At 61.0% G+C, this 15,867-nt stretch carries 14 protein-coding genes; 11 read left to right on the top strand and 3 right to left on the bottom strand.

Annotated features, from left to right (window positions below; translation table 11 throughout):
• Positions 1-133: 133 nt before the first annotated feature.
• The 6 genes from QZ377_RS00970 to QZ377_RS00945 all read left to right on the top strand — a co-directional run bounded on the left by QZ377_RS00970 (position 134) and on the right by QZ377_RS00945 (position 7,091).
• Positions 134-358: a ferredoxin family protein gene (locus QZ377_RS00970; RefSeq protein ID WP_291438705.1), complete on the top strand. Its 225-nt coding sequence runs from the start codon at positions 134-136 to the stop codon at positions 356-358.
• Positions 355-1,464, top strand: coding sequence for a 3-methyl-2-oxobutanoate dehydrogenase subunit VorB (locus tag QZ377_RS00965; RefSeq protein ID WP_291438703.1), 1,110 nt, complete (start codon positions 355-357; stop codon positions 1,462-1,464). The genes QZ377_RS00970 and QZ377_RS00965 overlap by 4 nt, the downstream gene beginning before the upstream one ends.
• Positions 1,465-1,466: 2 nt before the next feature.
• On the top strand, positions 1,467-2,318 hold the full coding sequence (locus tag QZ377_RS00960) for a thiamine pyrophosphate-dependent enzyme (RefSeq protein ID WP_291438702.1): 852 nt from the start codon (positions 1,467-1,469) through the stop codon (positions 2,316-2,318).
• Entirely contained in the window at positions 2,311-2,850 is a 540-nt protein-coding gene (locus QZ377_RS00955; RefSeq protein WP_291438700.1) for a 2-oxoacid:acceptor oxidoreductase family protein, read from the top strand. Before QZ377_RS00960 ends, QZ377_RS00955 begins: the two co-directional genes overlap by 8 nt.
• A gap of 637 nt (positions 2,851-3,487) precedes the next feature.
• The gene (locus tag QZ377_RS00950; protein ID WP_291438697.1) at positions 3,488-5,914 is read left to right on the top strand and encodes a methyl-accepting chemotaxis protein; all 2,427 of its coding nucleotides are present in this window, start codon (positions 3,488-3,490) and stop codon (positions 5,912-5,914) included.
• 226 nt (positions 5,915-6,140) lie between these two features.
• On the top strand, positions 6,141-7,091 hold the full coding sequence (locus QZ377_RS00945) for a TIGR01777 family oxidoreductase (protein WP_291438695.1): 951 nt from the start codon (positions 6,141-6,143) through the stop codon (positions 7,089-7,091).
• 259 nt (positions 7,092-7,350) lie between these two features.
• Here the strand turns inward: QZ377_RS00945 and gap are convergent, their stop codons facing one another.
• The 3 genes from gap to surE all read right to left on the bottom strand — a co-directional run bounded on the left by gap (position 7,351) and on the right by surE (position 10,526).
• Positions 7,351-8,355: a type I glyceraldehyde-3-phosphate dehydrogenase gene (gene gap / locus QZ377_RS00940; protein WP_291438693.1), complete on the bottom strand. Its 1,005-nt coding sequence runs from the start codon at positions 8,353-8,355 to the stop codon at positions 7,351-7,353.
• A gap of 30 nt (positions 8,356-8,385) precedes the next feature.
• The gene (gene fba / locus QZ377_RS00935; protein WP_291438691.1) at positions 8,386-9,312 is read right to left on the bottom strand and encodes a class II fructose-1,6-bisphosphate aldolase; all 927 of its coding nucleotides are present in this window, start codon (positions 9,310-9,312) and stop codon (positions 8,386-8,388) included.
• Positions 9,313-9,752: 440 nt separating this feature from the next.
• A complete protein-coding gene (gene surE, locus QZ377_RS00930; RefSeq protein ID WP_291438689.1) occupies positions 9,753-10,526 on the bottom strand; it encodes a 5'/3'-nucleotidase SurE in 774 nt (257 codons plus the stop codon).
• Between the two features lie 119 nt (positions 10,527-10,645).
• Between surE and QZ377_RS00925 the strand changes: the two genes are divergently transcribed.
• The 5 genes from QZ377_RS00925 (at position 10,646) to QZ377_RS00905 (ending at position 15,692) form a co-directional block, all read left to right on the top strand.
• Positions 10,646-11,677, top strand: coding sequence for an HD domain-containing protein (locus QZ377_RS00925; protein WP_291438687.1), 1,032 nt, complete (start codon positions 10,646-10,648; stop codon positions 11,675-11,677).
• Positions 11,653-12,306 (top strand): dTMP kinase, encoded by a 654-nt coding sequence (gene tmk, locus QZ377_RS00920; RefSeq protein WP_291438685.1) that lies wholly within the window; start codon positions 11,653-11,655, stop codon positions 12,304-12,306. Before QZ377_RS00925 ends, tmk begins: the two co-directional genes overlap by 25 nt.
• 235 nt (positions 12,307-12,541) lie before the next feature.
• A complete protein-coding gene (locus QZ377_RS00915; protein ID WP_012623779.1) occupies positions 12,542-12,883 on the top strand; it encodes a hypothetical protein in 342 nt (113 codons plus the stop codon).
• Positions 12,876-14,297, top strand: a complete 1,422-nt coding sequence (locus QZ377_RS00910; RefSeq protein ID WP_291438681.1) for a histone deacetylase — start codon at positions 12,876-12,878, stop codon at positions 14,295-14,297. The genes QZ377_RS00915 and QZ377_RS00910 overlap by 8 nt, the downstream gene beginning before the upstream one ends.
• A 183-nt stretch (positions 14,298-14,480) precedes the next feature.
• Positions 14,481-15,692, top strand: a complete 1,212-nt coding sequence (locus QZ377_RS00905) for a saccharopine dehydrogenase family protein (RefSeq protein WP_291438679.1) — start codon at positions 14,481-14,483, stop codon at positions 15,690-15,692.
• The last annotated feature ends 175 nt before the right edge of the window (positions 15,693-15,867 follow it).

Below are 15,867 nucleotides of genomic sequence, written 5' to 3'. Positions count from 1 at the left end.
GCCCTTGCGGGATGGTCCTGCTGGGCATGCCGGGGCACGGAAGGGGCCTTGAAGGCAGGCCCCACGGAACAGGCTGCCCGCAAGGGGCCTGTTTTCCTCCCCCCAGGCGGGCAAGGCCCCCCAAGGAGTACACATGTCACGAATCGTGTTTCTGGAAGAACGCTGCAAGGGCTGCCGCCTGTGTGTGGAAGCCTGTCCTGTACATATTCTGCGGCCATCGGGCCGGTTTAACCGCCAGGGGTATGAAGTCATGGAGATGGACGGGCAGTGCACGGGATGCGCTTCCTGTGCAGTCATGTGCCCGGATGTGGCCATCCGTGTTTTCAAAAGCGCCGGAAAGAAAGGGGGCGAGGCATGAGCCAGAATTCCTCGGAACGCATACTCATCAAGGGCAATGAGGCCGTGGCCTTCGGTGCTGTTGATGCAGGCTGCCGCTGCTATTTCGGCTATCCCATCACACCACAGAACGAAATTCCCGAAGTGCTTTCTTCGCTTCTGCCGGAACACGGCGGGCAGTTTGTGCAGGCGGAAAGCGAGGTCGCCGCGGTCAACATGCTGCTGGGCGCCGCGGCCTGTGGCATTCCGGCGCTCACGTCTTCCTCCAGTTGCGGCATATCCCTCATGCAGGAGGGCATCTCCTACATGGCGGGCAGCCATATACCCGGAGTCATGGTCAACATGCAGCGCGGCGGGCCGGGCCTTGGCGACATCGGCCCTTCGCAGGGCGACTACTTTCAGGCCGTCAAGGGCGGCGGCCACGGCGACCACCGCAACCTGGTGCTGGCCCCGGCCACAGCCCAGGAATGCTATGACTTCATGTTCCGCGCCTTTGCCCTGGCCTTCAGGTACGCCAACCCGGTCATGGTGCTCGGTGACGCCATCGTGGGTCAGATAAAGGAACCTGTGCGGCGTATTCCCCCGGCAGATGCGGTTTCACCCGAAGCCCTTGCCGCCATGACAAAAGACTGGCGGCTTGAAGGCTACGGCAAGCGGGGCAACGGCGCACAGCCCCGGCTGCTCAAGTCTGTTTATCTTGCCGAGGGCGCACTTGCCGAACGCAACCGCCTGCTCATGAAAAAATATGATGACATGAAGGCTGAATGCGCATGGGAATGCGTGGATGTGGATGATGCCGAGCTTGTGGTGGTGGCTTTCGGCTCCATCGGCCGCATCGCCCGCAGCGCCATACGCCGACTGCGCGCCGAAGGCCACAAGATCGGCCTGTTCCGCCCCATCACGCTTTTTCCCTTTCCGGAAGAAGCCCTGCGGGCGCTCGCGCCGGGCAGACGTTTTCTCGTTATGGAGCAGAACACGGGCCAGATGGTGGAAGACGTGCGGCTGGCGCTTTTTGCCCAGCCCGGTGTAAGCGCGTCCTCCGTGCTCTGGCACGGCATCATGCCCGGCCTGTTCATCGGGGCGGACGCCCTGCGTGAACCCATGTTGCAGGCCCTCAAGGAGAAATAGCCATGTCAGCACAGCAAACAGAAGCCCTGCGGCCGGACTGCACAACTCCCCGGGAAGGCGAACGGCTGGTTTTTGATGTAAATCCCGTGCTCAACGAGCGCCACACCCACTATTGCCCCGGCTGCCATCACGGCATTGCCCACAGGCTGGTGAGCGAAGTGCTGCACGAGCTTGGCGTGGCGGACCGCACCATCCTGGTGGCTGCGGTGGGCTGCGCCACCTTTACCTACGATTATTTCAACGTGGACGGCCTTGAAGCCCCCCACGGCCGCGCCTGCGCCGTGGCCACAGGCGTGCGCCGCGCGCGGCCCGAATCTGTGGTCTTTACCTACCAGGGTGATGGCGACATGGCGGCCATCGGCATGGCCGAATCCCTGCACGCCGCCAACCGGGGTGAAAAAATCACCACCATCTTCATCAATAACACCGTATATGGCATGACTGGCGGGCAAATGGCCCCCACCACGCTTGTGGGACAAAAAACCACCACCAGCCGCCAGGGACGAAACATCGGCAACGAAGGCGGCCCCATACGCATGGCGGAAATAATGGCCCAACTGGACGGCGTGGCTTATGCCGCCCGTTGCGCCCTTGATTCCGTCAAGCACGTGCGCGCCGCCAAAAAAGCCGTGCGCAAGGCCTTCGACGTGCAGTTGCAGGGACTTGGCTTCGGCTTTGTGGAGCTGCTCTCCGGCTGCCCCACCAACTGGCATCTGGACCCCATCGCCGCCAACAAGCGCATTGCCGAGGCAATGATTCCCGTCTTTCCCCTGGGCGTGTACAAGGATGTGTCCATTGCCGCCGCAACGGCGGAAGACGTGCGTCAGGACAGCCAGGAGGACGGCCGTGAGTAAGTATCAGGACGTTATTATCGCCGGTTTCGGCGGTCAGGGAGTCATGCTCATCGGCAACCTGCTGGCCCAGGCCGGTATGGAGCACGGGCTTGAGGTAAGCTTTATCCCCGTATACGGGGCGGAAATGCGCGGCGGCACGGCCAACTGCACGGTAGTGCTGGATACGCACGCCATCGGCTCACCGCTGGTGCGCGAGCCGATGTCCACCATTATTCTCAACGAGCCTTCGCTGGCAAAGTTCCAGCCGCGCCTGCACAAGGACGGCGTGCAGGTGGTCAACGCATCCCTGGTCAACAAGGACCTTGTGGATACCGCGCTGCGCACGGTCTACATTCCGGCCAATGACATGGCCCACGAACTGGGCAACATCAAGCTGGTCAATATGGTGGCGCTGGGCGCATGGCTCAAGGCTACGGGCGCGCTGCCGCCTGCCGTGGTGCAGGACGCCCTGCGCCGCGTGATCAGCCCCCACTATGCCAAACTTATTCCCATCAACGAAAAAGCGCTGGAGGCGGGCTACAACTTCGCCTGACCCCCAATGCAGGCGCAAGCCGGGAACGGCCTTCTGCCGTACCCGCAGCCCCCGCTGCCGCATGACCTTACCATATCCCCGCGCCGGCCTGTTCCTGCTTACATGCACGAACGGCCCGGCGCGGGGATGTTTGCACTCTGCTGCCATATCATGTTTTTTCTTTTCCGCGCGGGTGTCCGGCTGGACCGGAATACCTGCCAGAGTAGTGGGCCAGAGTAGCTGGCCGGCACAACGGAACGCCGCAATAAAAACGCATCGCGCCGCACAATACCTGCACCGCCGCCGGTCACGGCCCGGCTTTTCTTCTGCTTTTCTATTGGCAAACAAATTCAGCCCATTAAATATATTTTATTGCATACACAAGATGTCCGAATCCTGCGCTTCTGCTTCAGGGCATGCACAAACCCTTGAGGTGCGGTATATTTTCGTGCACATCGATATAAAGTTCCCATTCGGCATCCCGATTCTTGCTTGTAAGTAACGCGCATACACCCTGCCCGGTCCAGTTTGGCGTTCAACGGCTTTCCAGTCAGCCTGGCCTCTGCTGTCAGGCTCTTTCGGTATGGAAAACGCTGCACAGCCCTGGCGGCTTCTTGCGAACGCCCCGGGGCCACGCACAACGACAGGACGTTGCCATATGACTATTCGCGCAAAATTTTTGCTGACCTTTTTTGCCGCCATTATTCTGGGCATCGGCAGTACCCTGCTGATTGTCACCGGAAAAATGAACACAATGAACGAGCGTAGTACGTACGCCTATATGGAACACGCGCTCTCAAGCACCAATGACTATATCACCCTTTTTTTCAAACAGGCCCAGGAAAGCGCGGCCATGCTGGCATCCACCCCAGCCATACGCGAGCCTTTTGGGCACCTTCCTCTTTTTACAGACAACAGTGAACCGCAGCAGGTTGCCAGAGCAGACATGGCGCCGCAGGCCCGGACGGCGGACGAAATATTCCAGCTCGTCAAAGACAGCCACGCCAACTACAGCAGTGTTACCTTTGGTGCTGAAGACGGCGGTTTTCTTGAATATCCCCTGTCGTCCTGGCCCGCGGGGCATGATCCGCGAACAAAAAAATGGTACCGCCAGCAGATGGAAAGCTCCCGCGCCACCAACATAAGCTCTGCCTATACCACGGCGCACGGGGTGGCTGCCTGCGCTGTTACAGCAAAGATTTCCGACGCGAACGGCAGGCCCTTGGGCGTCATTGATATCGACATCACCCTTTCCTCCCTTGTTTCGATGGTGGAGGGCATAAAAATCGGCCAGACAGGCTCCGTCATACTGCTTGAAGACAGTGGCATGGTTCTGGCCGCTCCCCAGTACAAGGCCTGGGTCAACCGCAACATCAGCGAATGCGGCGTACCCGCCCTGCAGGACCTGCTTGCCGCCGGGGGAACAGGCACGCTTGCGCTGGACGGTGTTGAAAAACGTATTGTCGTTTACAAGGGTTTTCAGGGCTGGCGCATGATCGCCCTTATGAATGAAAGTGAAGTCAATGCGGACATGAACGCGGCCCTCAAGCAGGTACTGCTGGCCGGGGCGGCCATTACCGCGGTTCTGCTTCTGCTGGCCCTGTGGATTGTGCAGAGCATACGCAAACCTCTGCATCAGATGGTGCAGTGCACCACGTCCATATCCAACGGCGACCTTGATTGCCTGCCCCCGGCAAAAAGATTTTCCGCCGAGCTTTTGCAACTGCACACCGGCCTTTCCAGAATAACGGATACCTGCAAAAATATGCGCACCCAGGTAACGGCGACCGTCGGCAGCGTTGCCGCCGGTTACCTGCGCAGCAATATCAACGAATCGGAATTCCGGGGCGACTTTAAAAAAATCGTCGAATCCATCAATGGCCTTGCGGGCAGCATGCTGGCAGTTATCGACAAGATACCTTCTCCCATCATGATCCGTGATGCGCAGAGAAAGATACGGTTCCTGAATGAAGCCGCAATGTTTGGCGGCAAAAACCCCGAAAGCATGACCGGAACGGCCTGCTCCGGCCATTTCAGGGCCGACGCCTGCGCCGGGGGCTGCGCTGCGGACCAGTGCTTTGCCAGCGGCCGCAAGGAAACCACAAGCACCGTGTCGCACCCTTCCGACGGCGCGACCATTGACATGTTCTATACGGCCCTGCCCTACGGCTCCGACGCCGTGCTGGCGCTCATGACCGACCAGACCCAGATGCTCCAGGCCCAGCGCCAGGTGATGGAGGTAGCCCGCGAGGTGGAAGAAGTGGGTACGAAGCTGTCCGCAGCTTCCCACGAGCTGGCGCACATCATAGCCTTGTCGGATCAGGGCGCGGAGCGGCAGGCCATGCGCGTGGGCGAAACCGCCAGCGCTATGGAAGAAATGAATTCCACCGTGCTTGAGGTGGCGCGCAATGCCGAACAGGCGGCCAACATGGCCATGGGTACACGGGAAAAAGCGCAGGAAGGCGCGGAAATCGTAAGAAAGTCCGTCAATTGCATCCAGACGGTGCAAAGCCAGTCTTTACAGCTTAAAAACGACATGAACACCCTGAACAGAAACGCGGCCGACATCAGCCAGATCATGAGCGTCATATCCGACATCGCAGACCAGACCAACCTGCTGGCCCTCAACGCCGCCATTGAGGCCGCCCGGGCTGGCGATGCGGGACGCGGCTTTGCCGTGGTGGCTGACGAGGTGCGCAAGCTGGCTGAAAAAACCATGTCCTCCACCACCGAGGTCGCCAGGGCCATTGCAGCCATCCAGAGCAGCGCCGGACAGAGCGTCAACTCTGTGGACGCTTCCACAAGGTCCATTGAAGAGGCCACGACCTTTGTCACCCTGTCCGGCACGGCACTGGAAGAAATCGTCAGCATGGTGGACACCACCGCCGACCAGGTGCGCGCCATCGCGACGGCCAGCGAAGAACAATCCGCCACCAGCGACGAGATCAACCGGTCAGTCACCGAAATCAATGAAATCGGCATCAAGACGGCCCAGGGCATGCGCGACGCCAATACGGCCGTTTCCGACCTGAAGCAGCTCTCGCAGACGCTGGACGCCCTGCTCAAAGCCATGAAACTGTCCTGACCTTAACCCGGTGCTGCGGGCGGAGGCTTCTGCCCGCAGCACCGCATCAGCCCCCGGTGAGCAGCCGTTCCGGCAGATAACACAGGCAAGGCCGCCGGCGCCGGGCCTGCATACCAGGCACCAAATCCGCGTACCGGCCTGCCCACCGGCCGGACCAGGCCACGGCAAAGCCACAACGCCTTCAGCCGTTCACGCGCCGCCCTCTGCGCAGTTACGGGAGAAAGCCATGCATGTTCTTGTTCTTGGCGCTACAGGCTTTATAGGGTCGCATATCACGGCCAGTCTTCTGGCTGCCGGGCATACCGTCTGCGCCGCAGCCAGAAGAGGCGGAAGCGGAAGACCCGCCGCCGATGGGCTTGCATATGCGCCGTGGGACGGCAAAAATCCCGACGGGCTGCGGCCGCTGCTGGAGCATGCGGATGCGGTCATCAACCTTCAGGGTGAAAATATCGGTGCGGCCCGCTGGACTCATGCCCGCAAGCAGGCCATCGTCCAGAGCAGGCTGGATGCCGGGCATGCGCTTGTCACTGCCCTGAATGAATTGCGGCACAAAAGCCGGCGGCTGCCGCAATGCCTTTTACAAGCCTCGGCCTGTGGCTACTACGGTTTGTGGCCCGATGCGGTCACGGCCCCGCCATGCACTGAAAGCAGCCCCGCCGGCCAGGGTTTTCTGGCTCAAACCTGTGTGCAGTGGGAAGAAAGCACCGCGCTGGTGGAGCACCTGGGAGTCCGCCGCTGTATTCTCCGTTTTTCGCCCGTGCTGGGCAAAAAATCTTCCGGGGCGGCCGGGGGCTTTCTGGAGCGGATGCTGCCGCCGTTCAGATATTTTATGGGCGGCCCTGTGGGGTCGGGGCGTCAACCCGTAAGCTGGGTCCATATGGAAGACGTGACGGGCATTGTCCTGTTTTTACTTGAACAGAACACGCTGCGCGGCATTTTCAATGCCAGCGCCCCTGAAACAGTGAGTATGCGCCGTTTCGCCCATACCCTGGGCAGCGTCTGCGCGCGGCCCGTCTGGCTGCCTGTTCCCGCGCCGCTTGTGCGCCTTGCCCTGGGTGAAATGGCCGAAGAGCTGATACTTTGCGGGCAAAACCCCTTTCCGTCCCGTCTGGTCGACGCGGGTTATGCCTTTCGCTACGGCAGCCTTGAGCAGGCCCTGGCCGATACACTGGCCTGACCCCGCACCGCCCGGTGGAAGCGTTTTCAGCCTTTCCGGCAGATCCGAAACCCCGCCGCACCATTTCTTCTCGACTACGAACCGTTTGGCATTCTTGTGCTATTCACCCTTCCCTCGCCCGGTCTGCTGTTGTCTGGTCACTCCAGCTTTACCGGTCTGGGGAAGGTGAACAACCTGTCGGAACACAACAGCCAGGTCACAAAAAAGGCGGCGCGGACTTGTATGCCCGCACCGCCTCGAAGACGCTTTTTATACCGGTCTAGCGGCAGCGGCTGCCCACCATGCGCAACAGACGCAGAAGCTGGTTGGTAAAGCCCGCTTCGTTATCGTACCAGATCAGCACCTTGACCATGCTGCCATCCAGCACCTGGGTGGAGAGCCCGTCCACCACGCCGCCGTGGGTGCTGCCCCTGTAGTCGATGGAGACCAGCGGTTCTTCAGAAAAGCCCATATTCGGCCCCATGACGTCTTCGCTGGCAGCCTTGAGCGCCGCGTTGACGGCAGCGGCGTCACAGGAACGCTCCACCTCGCAGGTCAGATCCACCAGAGAGCAGGCAAAGGTAGGCACGCGCACGGACATGCCGTTGAGCTTGCCTTCAAGCTCGGGCATCACCACGCCCACGGCCTTGGCCGCACCCGTGCTGGAAGGAACCATTGACACGGCGGCCGCGCGGCCCCGCCGCCAGTCCTTGTGCGAGCCGTCCAGAATACGCTGGCTCATGGTGTAGCTGTGAATGGTGGTCATGAGGCCATGACGGATGCCGAACTTTTCGTGCAGCACCTTGGCCACGGGGGCCAGGCAGTTGGTGGTGCAGGAAGCGGCGGAAATGACCTTGTGCCTGGTGCAGTCATAGACGTGATCATTGACGCCCATAACGATCATGGCGTCCACGTCCTTGGCCGGAGCCGAAATAACGACCTTTTCCGCGCCACAGGCCAGGTGCATGGCCAACCCAGCGCCGTCCTTGATGGTTCCCGTGGTTTCCACGGCGATGGTCACGCCAAGGCGTTTCCATTCCCATTCGCCGGGCTTGCAGCGGGTAACGGCGATGTGACGGCCATTGACGATAATGCCGTTTTCATCATGGTCCACCGTGCCCGCAAAGTTGCCGTACGTGGAATCGTACTTGAAAAGATAGGCCAGGGCGGCATTATCGGCGCGCGCGTTGATGGCGACGATTTGCAGATCCTGGTCATCGGCCAGCAGCCGCAGCAGGTAGCGGCCGATACGGCCAAAGCCGTTCAATCCCAGTTTGACGGGCATGTTGCGCTCCTTGACGAAAACGTATGTTGTTTAGGCTTTGCCCGAAGATCCCATAACCGTACGGATCTTGTGCGCCACCATTTGTCTTACAGCTTCCCGGGCCGGCTTGAGATAGGACCTGGGGTCAAATTCTTCAGGATGTTCAGCAAGATACTGACGGATGCAGGCCGTAACCGCCAGGCGGATATCCGTATCAACGTTGATCTTGCACACGCCCATACCAGCGGCCCTGCGCAGCATGTCTTCGGGTACGCCTCTGGCGCCGCCCACATTGCCACCGTACTGGTTGCACAGGTCCACAAATTCCTGCGGCACGCTGGAAGCGCCGTGCAGCACCAGCGGGTAGTCCGGCAGTTTTCTGCAGATGGCCTCAAGGCGTTCAAAGTCCAGCTTGGGCTCGCCCTTGAACTTGTACGCGCCGTGGCTTGTGCCGATGGCTATGGCGAGCGAGTCGCAGCCGGTGCGCTCCACAAAGTCCACAGCCTCGTCCGGGTCAGTATAGACGTGCTCGTCCGACTGCACATGCTCTTCAATGCCCGCCAGCTTGCCCAGTTCGGCTTCGACCCACACGCCGCGGGGGCGGGCATAGTCTACCACCTGCCTGGTCAGGGCGATATTTTCTTCATACGGCAGATGCGAGCCGTCGATCATGACGGACGTAAAGCCGCCGTCGATGCATTCACGGCACATTTCAAAGCTGGGGCCGTGGTCAAGGTGCACCGCCACAGGCACACCGGCGTCAACGGCCAGGGCGGCTTCCACCAGCTTCATGATGTAGGGCTGCCCGGCATATTTGCGCGCGCCCGCCGACACCTGAAGGATGACAGGCGATTTTTCCTCGGAAGCCGCGCCCATGATGCCCTGGATGATTTCCATATTGTTGACGTTGAAAGCGCCAATGGCATAGCCGCCAGCATAGGCGGCGGCGAACATTTCTTTGGGGTTGATAAGAGGCATGACTTCCTCCCTGTTTTTTCTGGGGACTGTTGTAAACAAGCACGCTTCAAAAACACTTCTATGCCCTGCCGCCGGTAAAAACCGTAATCCGACACGCATGCGCTACGTCAATACTGCCGTTTCCGGCGGCGTGGCCAACGGAAAAACGCTGCCCGACAGGCGGTTGCCCCAAAAGTGCCTTGTCGCATGGCCCGCTGAAATACTTCAACTTTACATGGCTACTGCCCGTATGAAAGCTGCGGCAGCATGGCTAACACCAACCCCCGCCGCAGGCAAGAGCAACGTACATCAAAATCGGCCAAAGGGGAATGCCCCGGCGCGGGAATATGGCGTCTCCGGCAGAACGGAGTGGTATTTTCAGCCAGCCGCCGCGCCCCGGCATCATGCCCGGCGGGCCGCAAGCCTCGGCAAAATGTGCGACAACCGCCGCTTCAGGCACATCAGCCCTGAAGCTTCATGCACTTGAGCGCGGTCAGTCCCTCATGGTCGGTAAAATCAAAGCACAAGGGCGTGAGGGTGATATGCCCACGGTTGAGCAGGTCCTTGTCCGACCCGGGCTCGATGCTTGCCGGGGGAATTTCGCCCTCAAGCCACCAGTACGGCGCGCCGCGCGGGTCTTCACGCTCGATATAGACGTTTTTCCACACGGCGCTGGTCTGGGGGCAGACGCGCAGATCCTGGGCCTCGTCCAGGGGGCAGGCAGGATAGTTGATATTGATCACCCGGCGGCGGCCCATGGCAGCCCATTTCATGCGCTCAGCCAGATTCACGGCATGCCGCGCCTGGGGCATAAGGTCCATGTCCGGGGCGGTGTTGTGGCTGAAACTGTCAAACGAGACGGCCATGCTTGGCAGGTCTTCGTGGGCGGCCTCGGTGGCCGCGCCCACTGTGCCGGAATACAGGATGTCCGGTCCCACGTTGGCCCCGGCATTAATGCCGGACATGACAAGGTCGGGCTTGTGGGGCAGCAGACGCCCCAGGGCCAGCTTCACGCAGTCCGTAGGGGTTCCGTAAACACCCGTGCCAATAAAGTCCGGCTCTTCAATCACTGTGGCCCGCACAGGCTCGAAAACCGTGAGCGAATGCCCCACGCCGGACTGCTGGCTCATGGGGGCCACCACGTATACCGTATGACCGGCCTCGTGCAGGGCCGCGTACAGGGCGCGCAGCCCCTTGGCCCGGATGCCGTCGTCATTGGTCAGGAGAACGTTCATTGACAATACCTCGGAAAGAAGGGAAATTCGAAAAAGCTTCGCTATGATCCGCCCTTGCGGCGGCGCTCAAAACGCACGGGGCGTCAGACGCTCCTGGCCAGACGCTCCTGGATAGATATATGGAAAAAGGTTGTTACGTCAAAGACATTAGCCCCACGTCGGAAGCGCGGGGCCTGTTTGCAGTCAGTCAGGCGGCGCAGGGCCAGTCCCGCAACGGCCCCTACTGGCGGCTCACCCTGGTGGACGCCAGTGGCAGTCTTGAAGCCAAGATATGGCATCCCCTCAGCGCTGACTTCAGCGAAATTCCCGCCGGCGCGCTGGTGTGGGTTGAAGGTCGCGCGAGCCTGTACCGCGATCAGGTGCAGCTTACTGTGGAGCACATGCGCCTGCTGGACGCGGCGGAAAGCGCCGCTGTGGACCAGACCGCCCTTATGCCCGCCAGCCCCTACCCGCTGGACGACATGCTCCACGAACTGGACGGCGCCATCAAGGCAGAGTTCACACACGCCCCCTGGCGCAAGCTGGTGCAGGGCTTTTTCAGCAATGCCGAAATGCGGGCTGCCTTTCGCGTATGCCCGGCTGCCAAGGGTGTGCATCACGCCTACGTGGGCGGCCTGCTTGAGCATACCCTGAGTGTTTTCAGCCTCTGCCGCCGCATTGCCGACCAGTATCCGGAACTGGACCGGCAAACCCTGCTGGCGGGAGCGATCTTTCACGATATCGGCAAGCTGCGGGAATTTTCCGGCGGCCTTGCCAACGATTATACCGATGAAGGCCGCCTGCTCGGCCACCTCATGCTGGGCATCGAAATGCTCGCCCCCTTCATGGCCAGATCAGGCCTTGAAGAGCCTCTGCAAAGGCATCTCAAACACCTTATCCTGAGCCATCACGGCGAACTTCAGTTTGGCGCGGTACGCCCGCCCCACACTCCTGAAGCCATGGCCCTGCACTACGCCGACAACCTGGATGCCAAAATGGCCCAGTGCCGGAGCCTTTTCGCACAAATGGAAGAAGACGGACAGGACTGGACCCCCTGGCAGGCCACGCTGGGCCGCCCCGTACACCGGGCCGCGCGCACCCCGGAAAAAGCCGCCCCCGCAACCCGTAAAAAGGCGGTCAAGGAAGAATGTTTGTCACTTTTGAAGGTATAGAAGGCGCGGGAAAATCCACGGCCATTGACTATCTGTCAGACTACCTGCAAGCGCGCGGACATGACCCCGTACTGACCAGAGAGCCTGGCGGCAGTGTCCTTGGGCGTCGCCTGCGCGCCCTGCTGCTGGATGTGCGCACCGGCGGGCTGGCCAGCCGGGCCGAACTGTTCCTGTTTCTGGCCGACCGCGCCCAGCATGTGACAGAGGTCATCCGCCCCGCCCTTGAGGCCGGGCAGGTGGTGCTTTGCGACCGCTTCACAGACTCTACCCTGGCCTATCAGGGCTACGGGCGCGGGCTGGACACGGAATACCTGCGCAGCCTCAATACAGCGGCCACCGGCGGGCTTGAGCCTGACCTCACCCTGCTGCTGGACCTGCCCGTGCGCTGCGGACTGGAACGCGCCGGTGAGCGCAACCGCTCCGCCGGAATGGTCATTGCCGAGGGGCGTTTTGACAGTGAAAGCCTGGACTTTCATGAGCGTGTGCGCCGGGGTTACCGCGCCCTGGCTGATGAGGAGCCGGAACGCTTCGCCATTATTGATGCCGCGCAGCCCCCCGAAGACGTGGTGCTGCAATGCCGATCGGCCATTGAGGCCTATTTGCGCAGGCGGGGACGGGGCCTCGACTAGAAAGGACACCCCGCAAGCGCCTTTTGAGTTCTGCCTGCGTCAGGCGCACAATGCGCGGTTTTTACAGACCATGCACGCTGTGCGCCGCCAACATCCGCCACGACGCCTTGCGCCAGATGAAAAAACACATGGCGCGGCGCTTCTGACAAGGCCGGGCATGCAGGCCCACACTGCTTTCCCGCGTCATACATATTCCTGACACATAAACCGCCTGCAAACCGCCCCGGAGAATACCATGCAAGAATATTACGACCTGTATGTTGAAGGCACAAAACTGAATTTCGTTCCCCGCAAGAACGGAGCGGCGGGTTTTGAATCCGCTTTGCCCGAGCCTCCCGCAAATCATGTGGCGGCGGGCATTCTGGGTGACCCCGAGCTTATGTACTGCGTGGCTTTTCGCAAGGAAGACGGCCCCGGCGGCGTTTTTGCCATGTATGATGAAGACAGCCTGCTGTTTGTGGCCGTGGCGGAAAGCAATCTGGCGTATTCCCTTGGCCTTTCGCAGATGGGCCGCATGGTGACCTACGCCCGCTACGGCGCGGACATCTTCGACGCTCTGGACGAAAACGATGACTGAGCAACGGACCGGGCAGCGCCCGGCGGCACACTCTTTTTGCCAGGCGGACGCGAAGGCGGCCCTTCGCGCCGCCAGGCGGCTGGGAGTCGTCTTTTTTCCGGCTTTTGACTGGGCGATTTCCGCCACGCATCCGGAACGCGAGGAGCGCCTGCTCTATACGCGCGACCAGCTTGTGGAAGAAGGGCTTTTTGATATTCCCGGCATTACGGAATACCGGCCCGCGTTCGCAAGCCATGCGCAGCTTGAACGCGCGCACTTCTGCCTGCCCACAGCCCGCGCCGTGAGCACGGATTCGCACCTGGCGGCGGCTGGCGGGGCCATACGCGCCGCTCGCCTTGTGCTTGACGGGCATGAAGACCGCGCCTTTGCCCTGGTACGCCCGCCGGGGCATCATGCCATGCGCGTGGTGCACGGCAACCGCGGCTTCTGCAATATCAACAACGAAGCCGTCATGACCGAATACATCCGCGACCACTATCCGCACCCGGACGGTCGCCCCCTGCGCATCGCCATTGTGGATACAGACGTGCACCACGGCGACGGCACGCAGGACGTATTCTGGAACGACCCGCATACCCTTTTCATCTCCCTGCATCAGGACGGCCGCACCCTGTACCCCGGCACGGGCTTTCTGCATGAGTGCGGCGGCCCCGGCGCTCTGGGCCGCACCATAAATATTCCCCTGCCGCCCGAAACATGTGACGAGGGCTACCTGTACGCGGTCGAACACGCCGTACTGCCCATTCTTGAAGACTTCAAGCCGGATTTCATCATCAATTCCGCCGGGCAGGACAATCATTTCACTGACCCGCTGGCCAACATGAAGCTTTCGGCGCAGGGCTATGCGGCCCTGACCCGCCTGCTTGACCCGCATGTGGCCGTGCTTGAGGGCGGCTACGCCATACGCGGCGCCCTGCCTTACGTGAATCTGGGCATCTGCCTTGCGCTGGCAGGCATTGACGCGGGCGACATCCGTGAGCCGGGCTGGTCGCCAGAATCCACACGGCAGAGCGCCAAGGTCGGGCAGTACATCGCCCGCCTGTGCGAAGAAGTGCGCGACTGTTACTTCAACCCTCCTGCCACGCCGTCAGAAGGGCAGGTGGAAGGCCAGGGTCAGGACCGCTGGTGGGTGCGGCAAAAACATATTTTTTATGATACCGATATGCTCAGCGAAGGGCAGAACGAAGCCTGGCGGCTCTGCCCGGACTGCTCCGGCCTGGGTCGTATCGAAACGGCTTCGGAACGCGTGGCGCGCTCTCTGTGCCTGCTTGTTCCGCGCCACGCCTGCCCGGCCTGCCGAGAGCGGGGCCACGCCCTTGCAAGCCAGGCCCGCAGGGCGGGCCGCCATGCCCACGTGCTGCTGCTGGACGGTGACCAGGCCGCGCCCGATTCCAGCCGGGAAGACCCGTTGTAACCCGGAAAAAGGCAGGGCAAACAATGCGGTTGACGGATTGGGCCTTTACAGGCATATAGCCGGACTTTGCGCCCGCAAGCGGCAGACCGCGCCGAGGCGCTTTTTGTGTGATGGGACGTGACCGGGCGGCGCAGCCGCACGGATTTTCTTTTGACCCCCTATCTTGCTGGAGAGGGAAGAGCTATGGCGAATATCCTTATCATCGGCGCGGGTGGCGTCGGGAGCGTGGTTGTCCACAAATGCGCCCAGGTTGCCGCAAACGGCGGCATTTTTAACAAAATAACCCTTGCCAGCCGCACGGTTTCCCGCTGCGACGCCATTGCGCAAAACGTAAAGGCCCGCTACGGCGTTGACGTGGCTACCGCCAGGGTGGACGCGGACAATGTGCCGGAGCTTTGCCAGCTTATCCGCAGCGTCAAGCCCGACCTTGTGTGCAACGTGGCCCTGCCCTATCAGGATCTGCACATTATGGATGCCTGCCTTGAGTGCGGCGTCCACTATGTGGACACGGCCAACTATGAGCCGCTGGACACCGCCAAGTTTGAATACAAATGGCAGTGGGCCTATGCCGACCGCTTTCGTGAGGCCGGGCTTACCGCCCTGCTCGGTTCGGGCTTTGACCCCGGCGTGACCAACGTCTTTGCTGCCTGGGTCATGAAGCACGAACTGGACGAAGTGCATGTGCTGGACATTATCGACTGCAACGCCGGTGACCACGGCCAGCCCTTTGCCACCAACTTCAACCCCGAGATCAATATCCGCGAAGTTACCGCGCGCGGCCGCTACTGGGAACGGGGCGAATGGGTGGAAACCGATCCCCTGTCCTGGTCAATGAATTTTGACTTCCCCAGCGGCATCGGCGGCAAAAAGTGCTTTCTCATGTATCATGAGGAGCTGGAATCGCTGGTCAAAAACCTCAAGGGCCTGCGCCGCGCCCGCTTCTGGATGACGTTTTCCGATAACTATCTCAACCACCTGAAGGTGCTCGGCAATGTGGGCATGACCCGCATTGATCCCGTGAACTTTCAGGGGCAGGACATCGTACCCATCCAGTTCCTGTCCAAGCTTTTGCCCGACCCGGCCTCCCTCGGCCCCCTGACCAAGGGCAAGACCTGCATTGGCGACCTCATGCGCGGCGTCAAGGACGGCAAGGAAAAAACCGTTTACATCTACAATATCTGCGACCATGAAGAATGCTACGCCGAAGTCGGCTCGCAGGCCATTTCCTACACCACCGGCGTGCCTGCCATGATCGGCTCCAAAATGGTGGCCGAAGGCGTGTGGCGCAAGCCCGGCGTGTGGAATATGGAACAGTTTGATCCCGACCCCTTCCTGAAGGATCTGGGTACATACGGCCTGCCCTGGCAGTCCGTGGATGTAACCGGGAAAATATAAAGAAACGCCGGAGCGGGCGGGCAGTAAGAAAAGGAAAAGGCTTGTCCTTCGGAAAAAACTGCGGGAGTGCAGATGGGGGCCTCGGAGGGGCGCAGATCCTGACAGGCCCTCATCTGCCGCCCGCCGCGCAGGCGGCCAGATAAAGAGCAAGGGAAAAATCCCGCGCTCGCAGGGC

The sequence above is a fragment of the Desulfovibrio sp. genome (genome assembly GCF_019424165.1).
Lineage (GTDB): Bacteria > Desulfobacterota > Desulfovibrionia > Desulfovibrionales > Desulfovibrionaceae > Desulfovibrio.
This window is presented reverse-complemented; position numbering and strand designations above follow the sequence as displayed.

Excerpts from the sequence above, each read along its gene's own strand:
- QZ377_RS00970 (WP_291438705.1), top strand. The coding sequence starts at position 134 with ATGTCACGAATCGTGTTTCTGGAAGAACGCTGCAAGGGCTGCCGCCTG.
- gap (WP_291438693.1), bottom strand. The coding sequence starts at position 8,355 with ATGCCCGTCAAACTGGGATTGAACGGCTTTGGCCGTATCGGCCGCTAC.
- QZ377_RS00910 (WP_291438681.1), top strand. The coding sequence starts at position 12,876 with ATGACTGAGCAACGGACCGGGCAGCGCCCGGCGGCACACTCTTTTTGC.
- tmk (WP_291438685.1), top strand. The coding sequence starts at position 11,653 with ATGTTTGTCACTTTTGAAGGTATAGAAGGCGCGGGAAAATCCACGGCC.
- QZ377_RS00925 (WP_291438687.1), top strand. The coding sequence starts at position 10,646 with ATGGAAAAAGGTTGTTACGTCAAAGACATTAGCCCCACGTCGGAAGCG.
- QZ377_RS00965 (WP_291438703.1), top strand. The coding sequence starts at position 355 with ATGAGCCAGAATTCCTCGGAACGCATACTCATCAAGGGCAATGAGGCC.
- QZ377_RS00915 (WP_012623779.1), top strand. The coding sequence starts at position 12,542 with ATGCAAGAATATTACGACCTGTATGTTGAAGGCACAAAACTGAATTTC.
- QZ377_RS00945 (WP_291438695.1), top strand. The coding sequence starts at position 6,141 with ATGCATGTTCTTGTTCTTGGCGCTACAGGCTTTATAGGGTCGCATATC.
- surE (WP_291438689.1), bottom strand. The coding sequence starts at position 10,526 with ATGAACGTTCTCCTGACCAATGACGACGGCATCCGGGCCAAGGGGCTG.
- fba (WP_291438691.1), bottom strand. The coding sequence starts at position 9,312 with ATGCCTCTTATCAACCCCAAAGAAATGTTCGCCGCCGCCTATGCTGGC.
- QZ377_RS00960 (WP_291438702.1), top strand. The coding sequence starts at position 1,467 with ATGTCAGCACAGCAAACAGAAGCCCTGCGGCCGGACTGCACAACTCCC.
- QZ377_RS00950 (WP_291438697.1), top strand. The coding sequence starts at position 3,488 with ATGACTATTCGCGCAAAATTTTTGCTGACCTTTTTTGCCGCCATTATT.
- QZ377_RS00905 (WP_291438679.1), top strand. The coding sequence starts at position 14,481 with ATGGCGAATATCCTTATCATCGGCGCGGGTGGCGTCGGGAGCGTGGTT.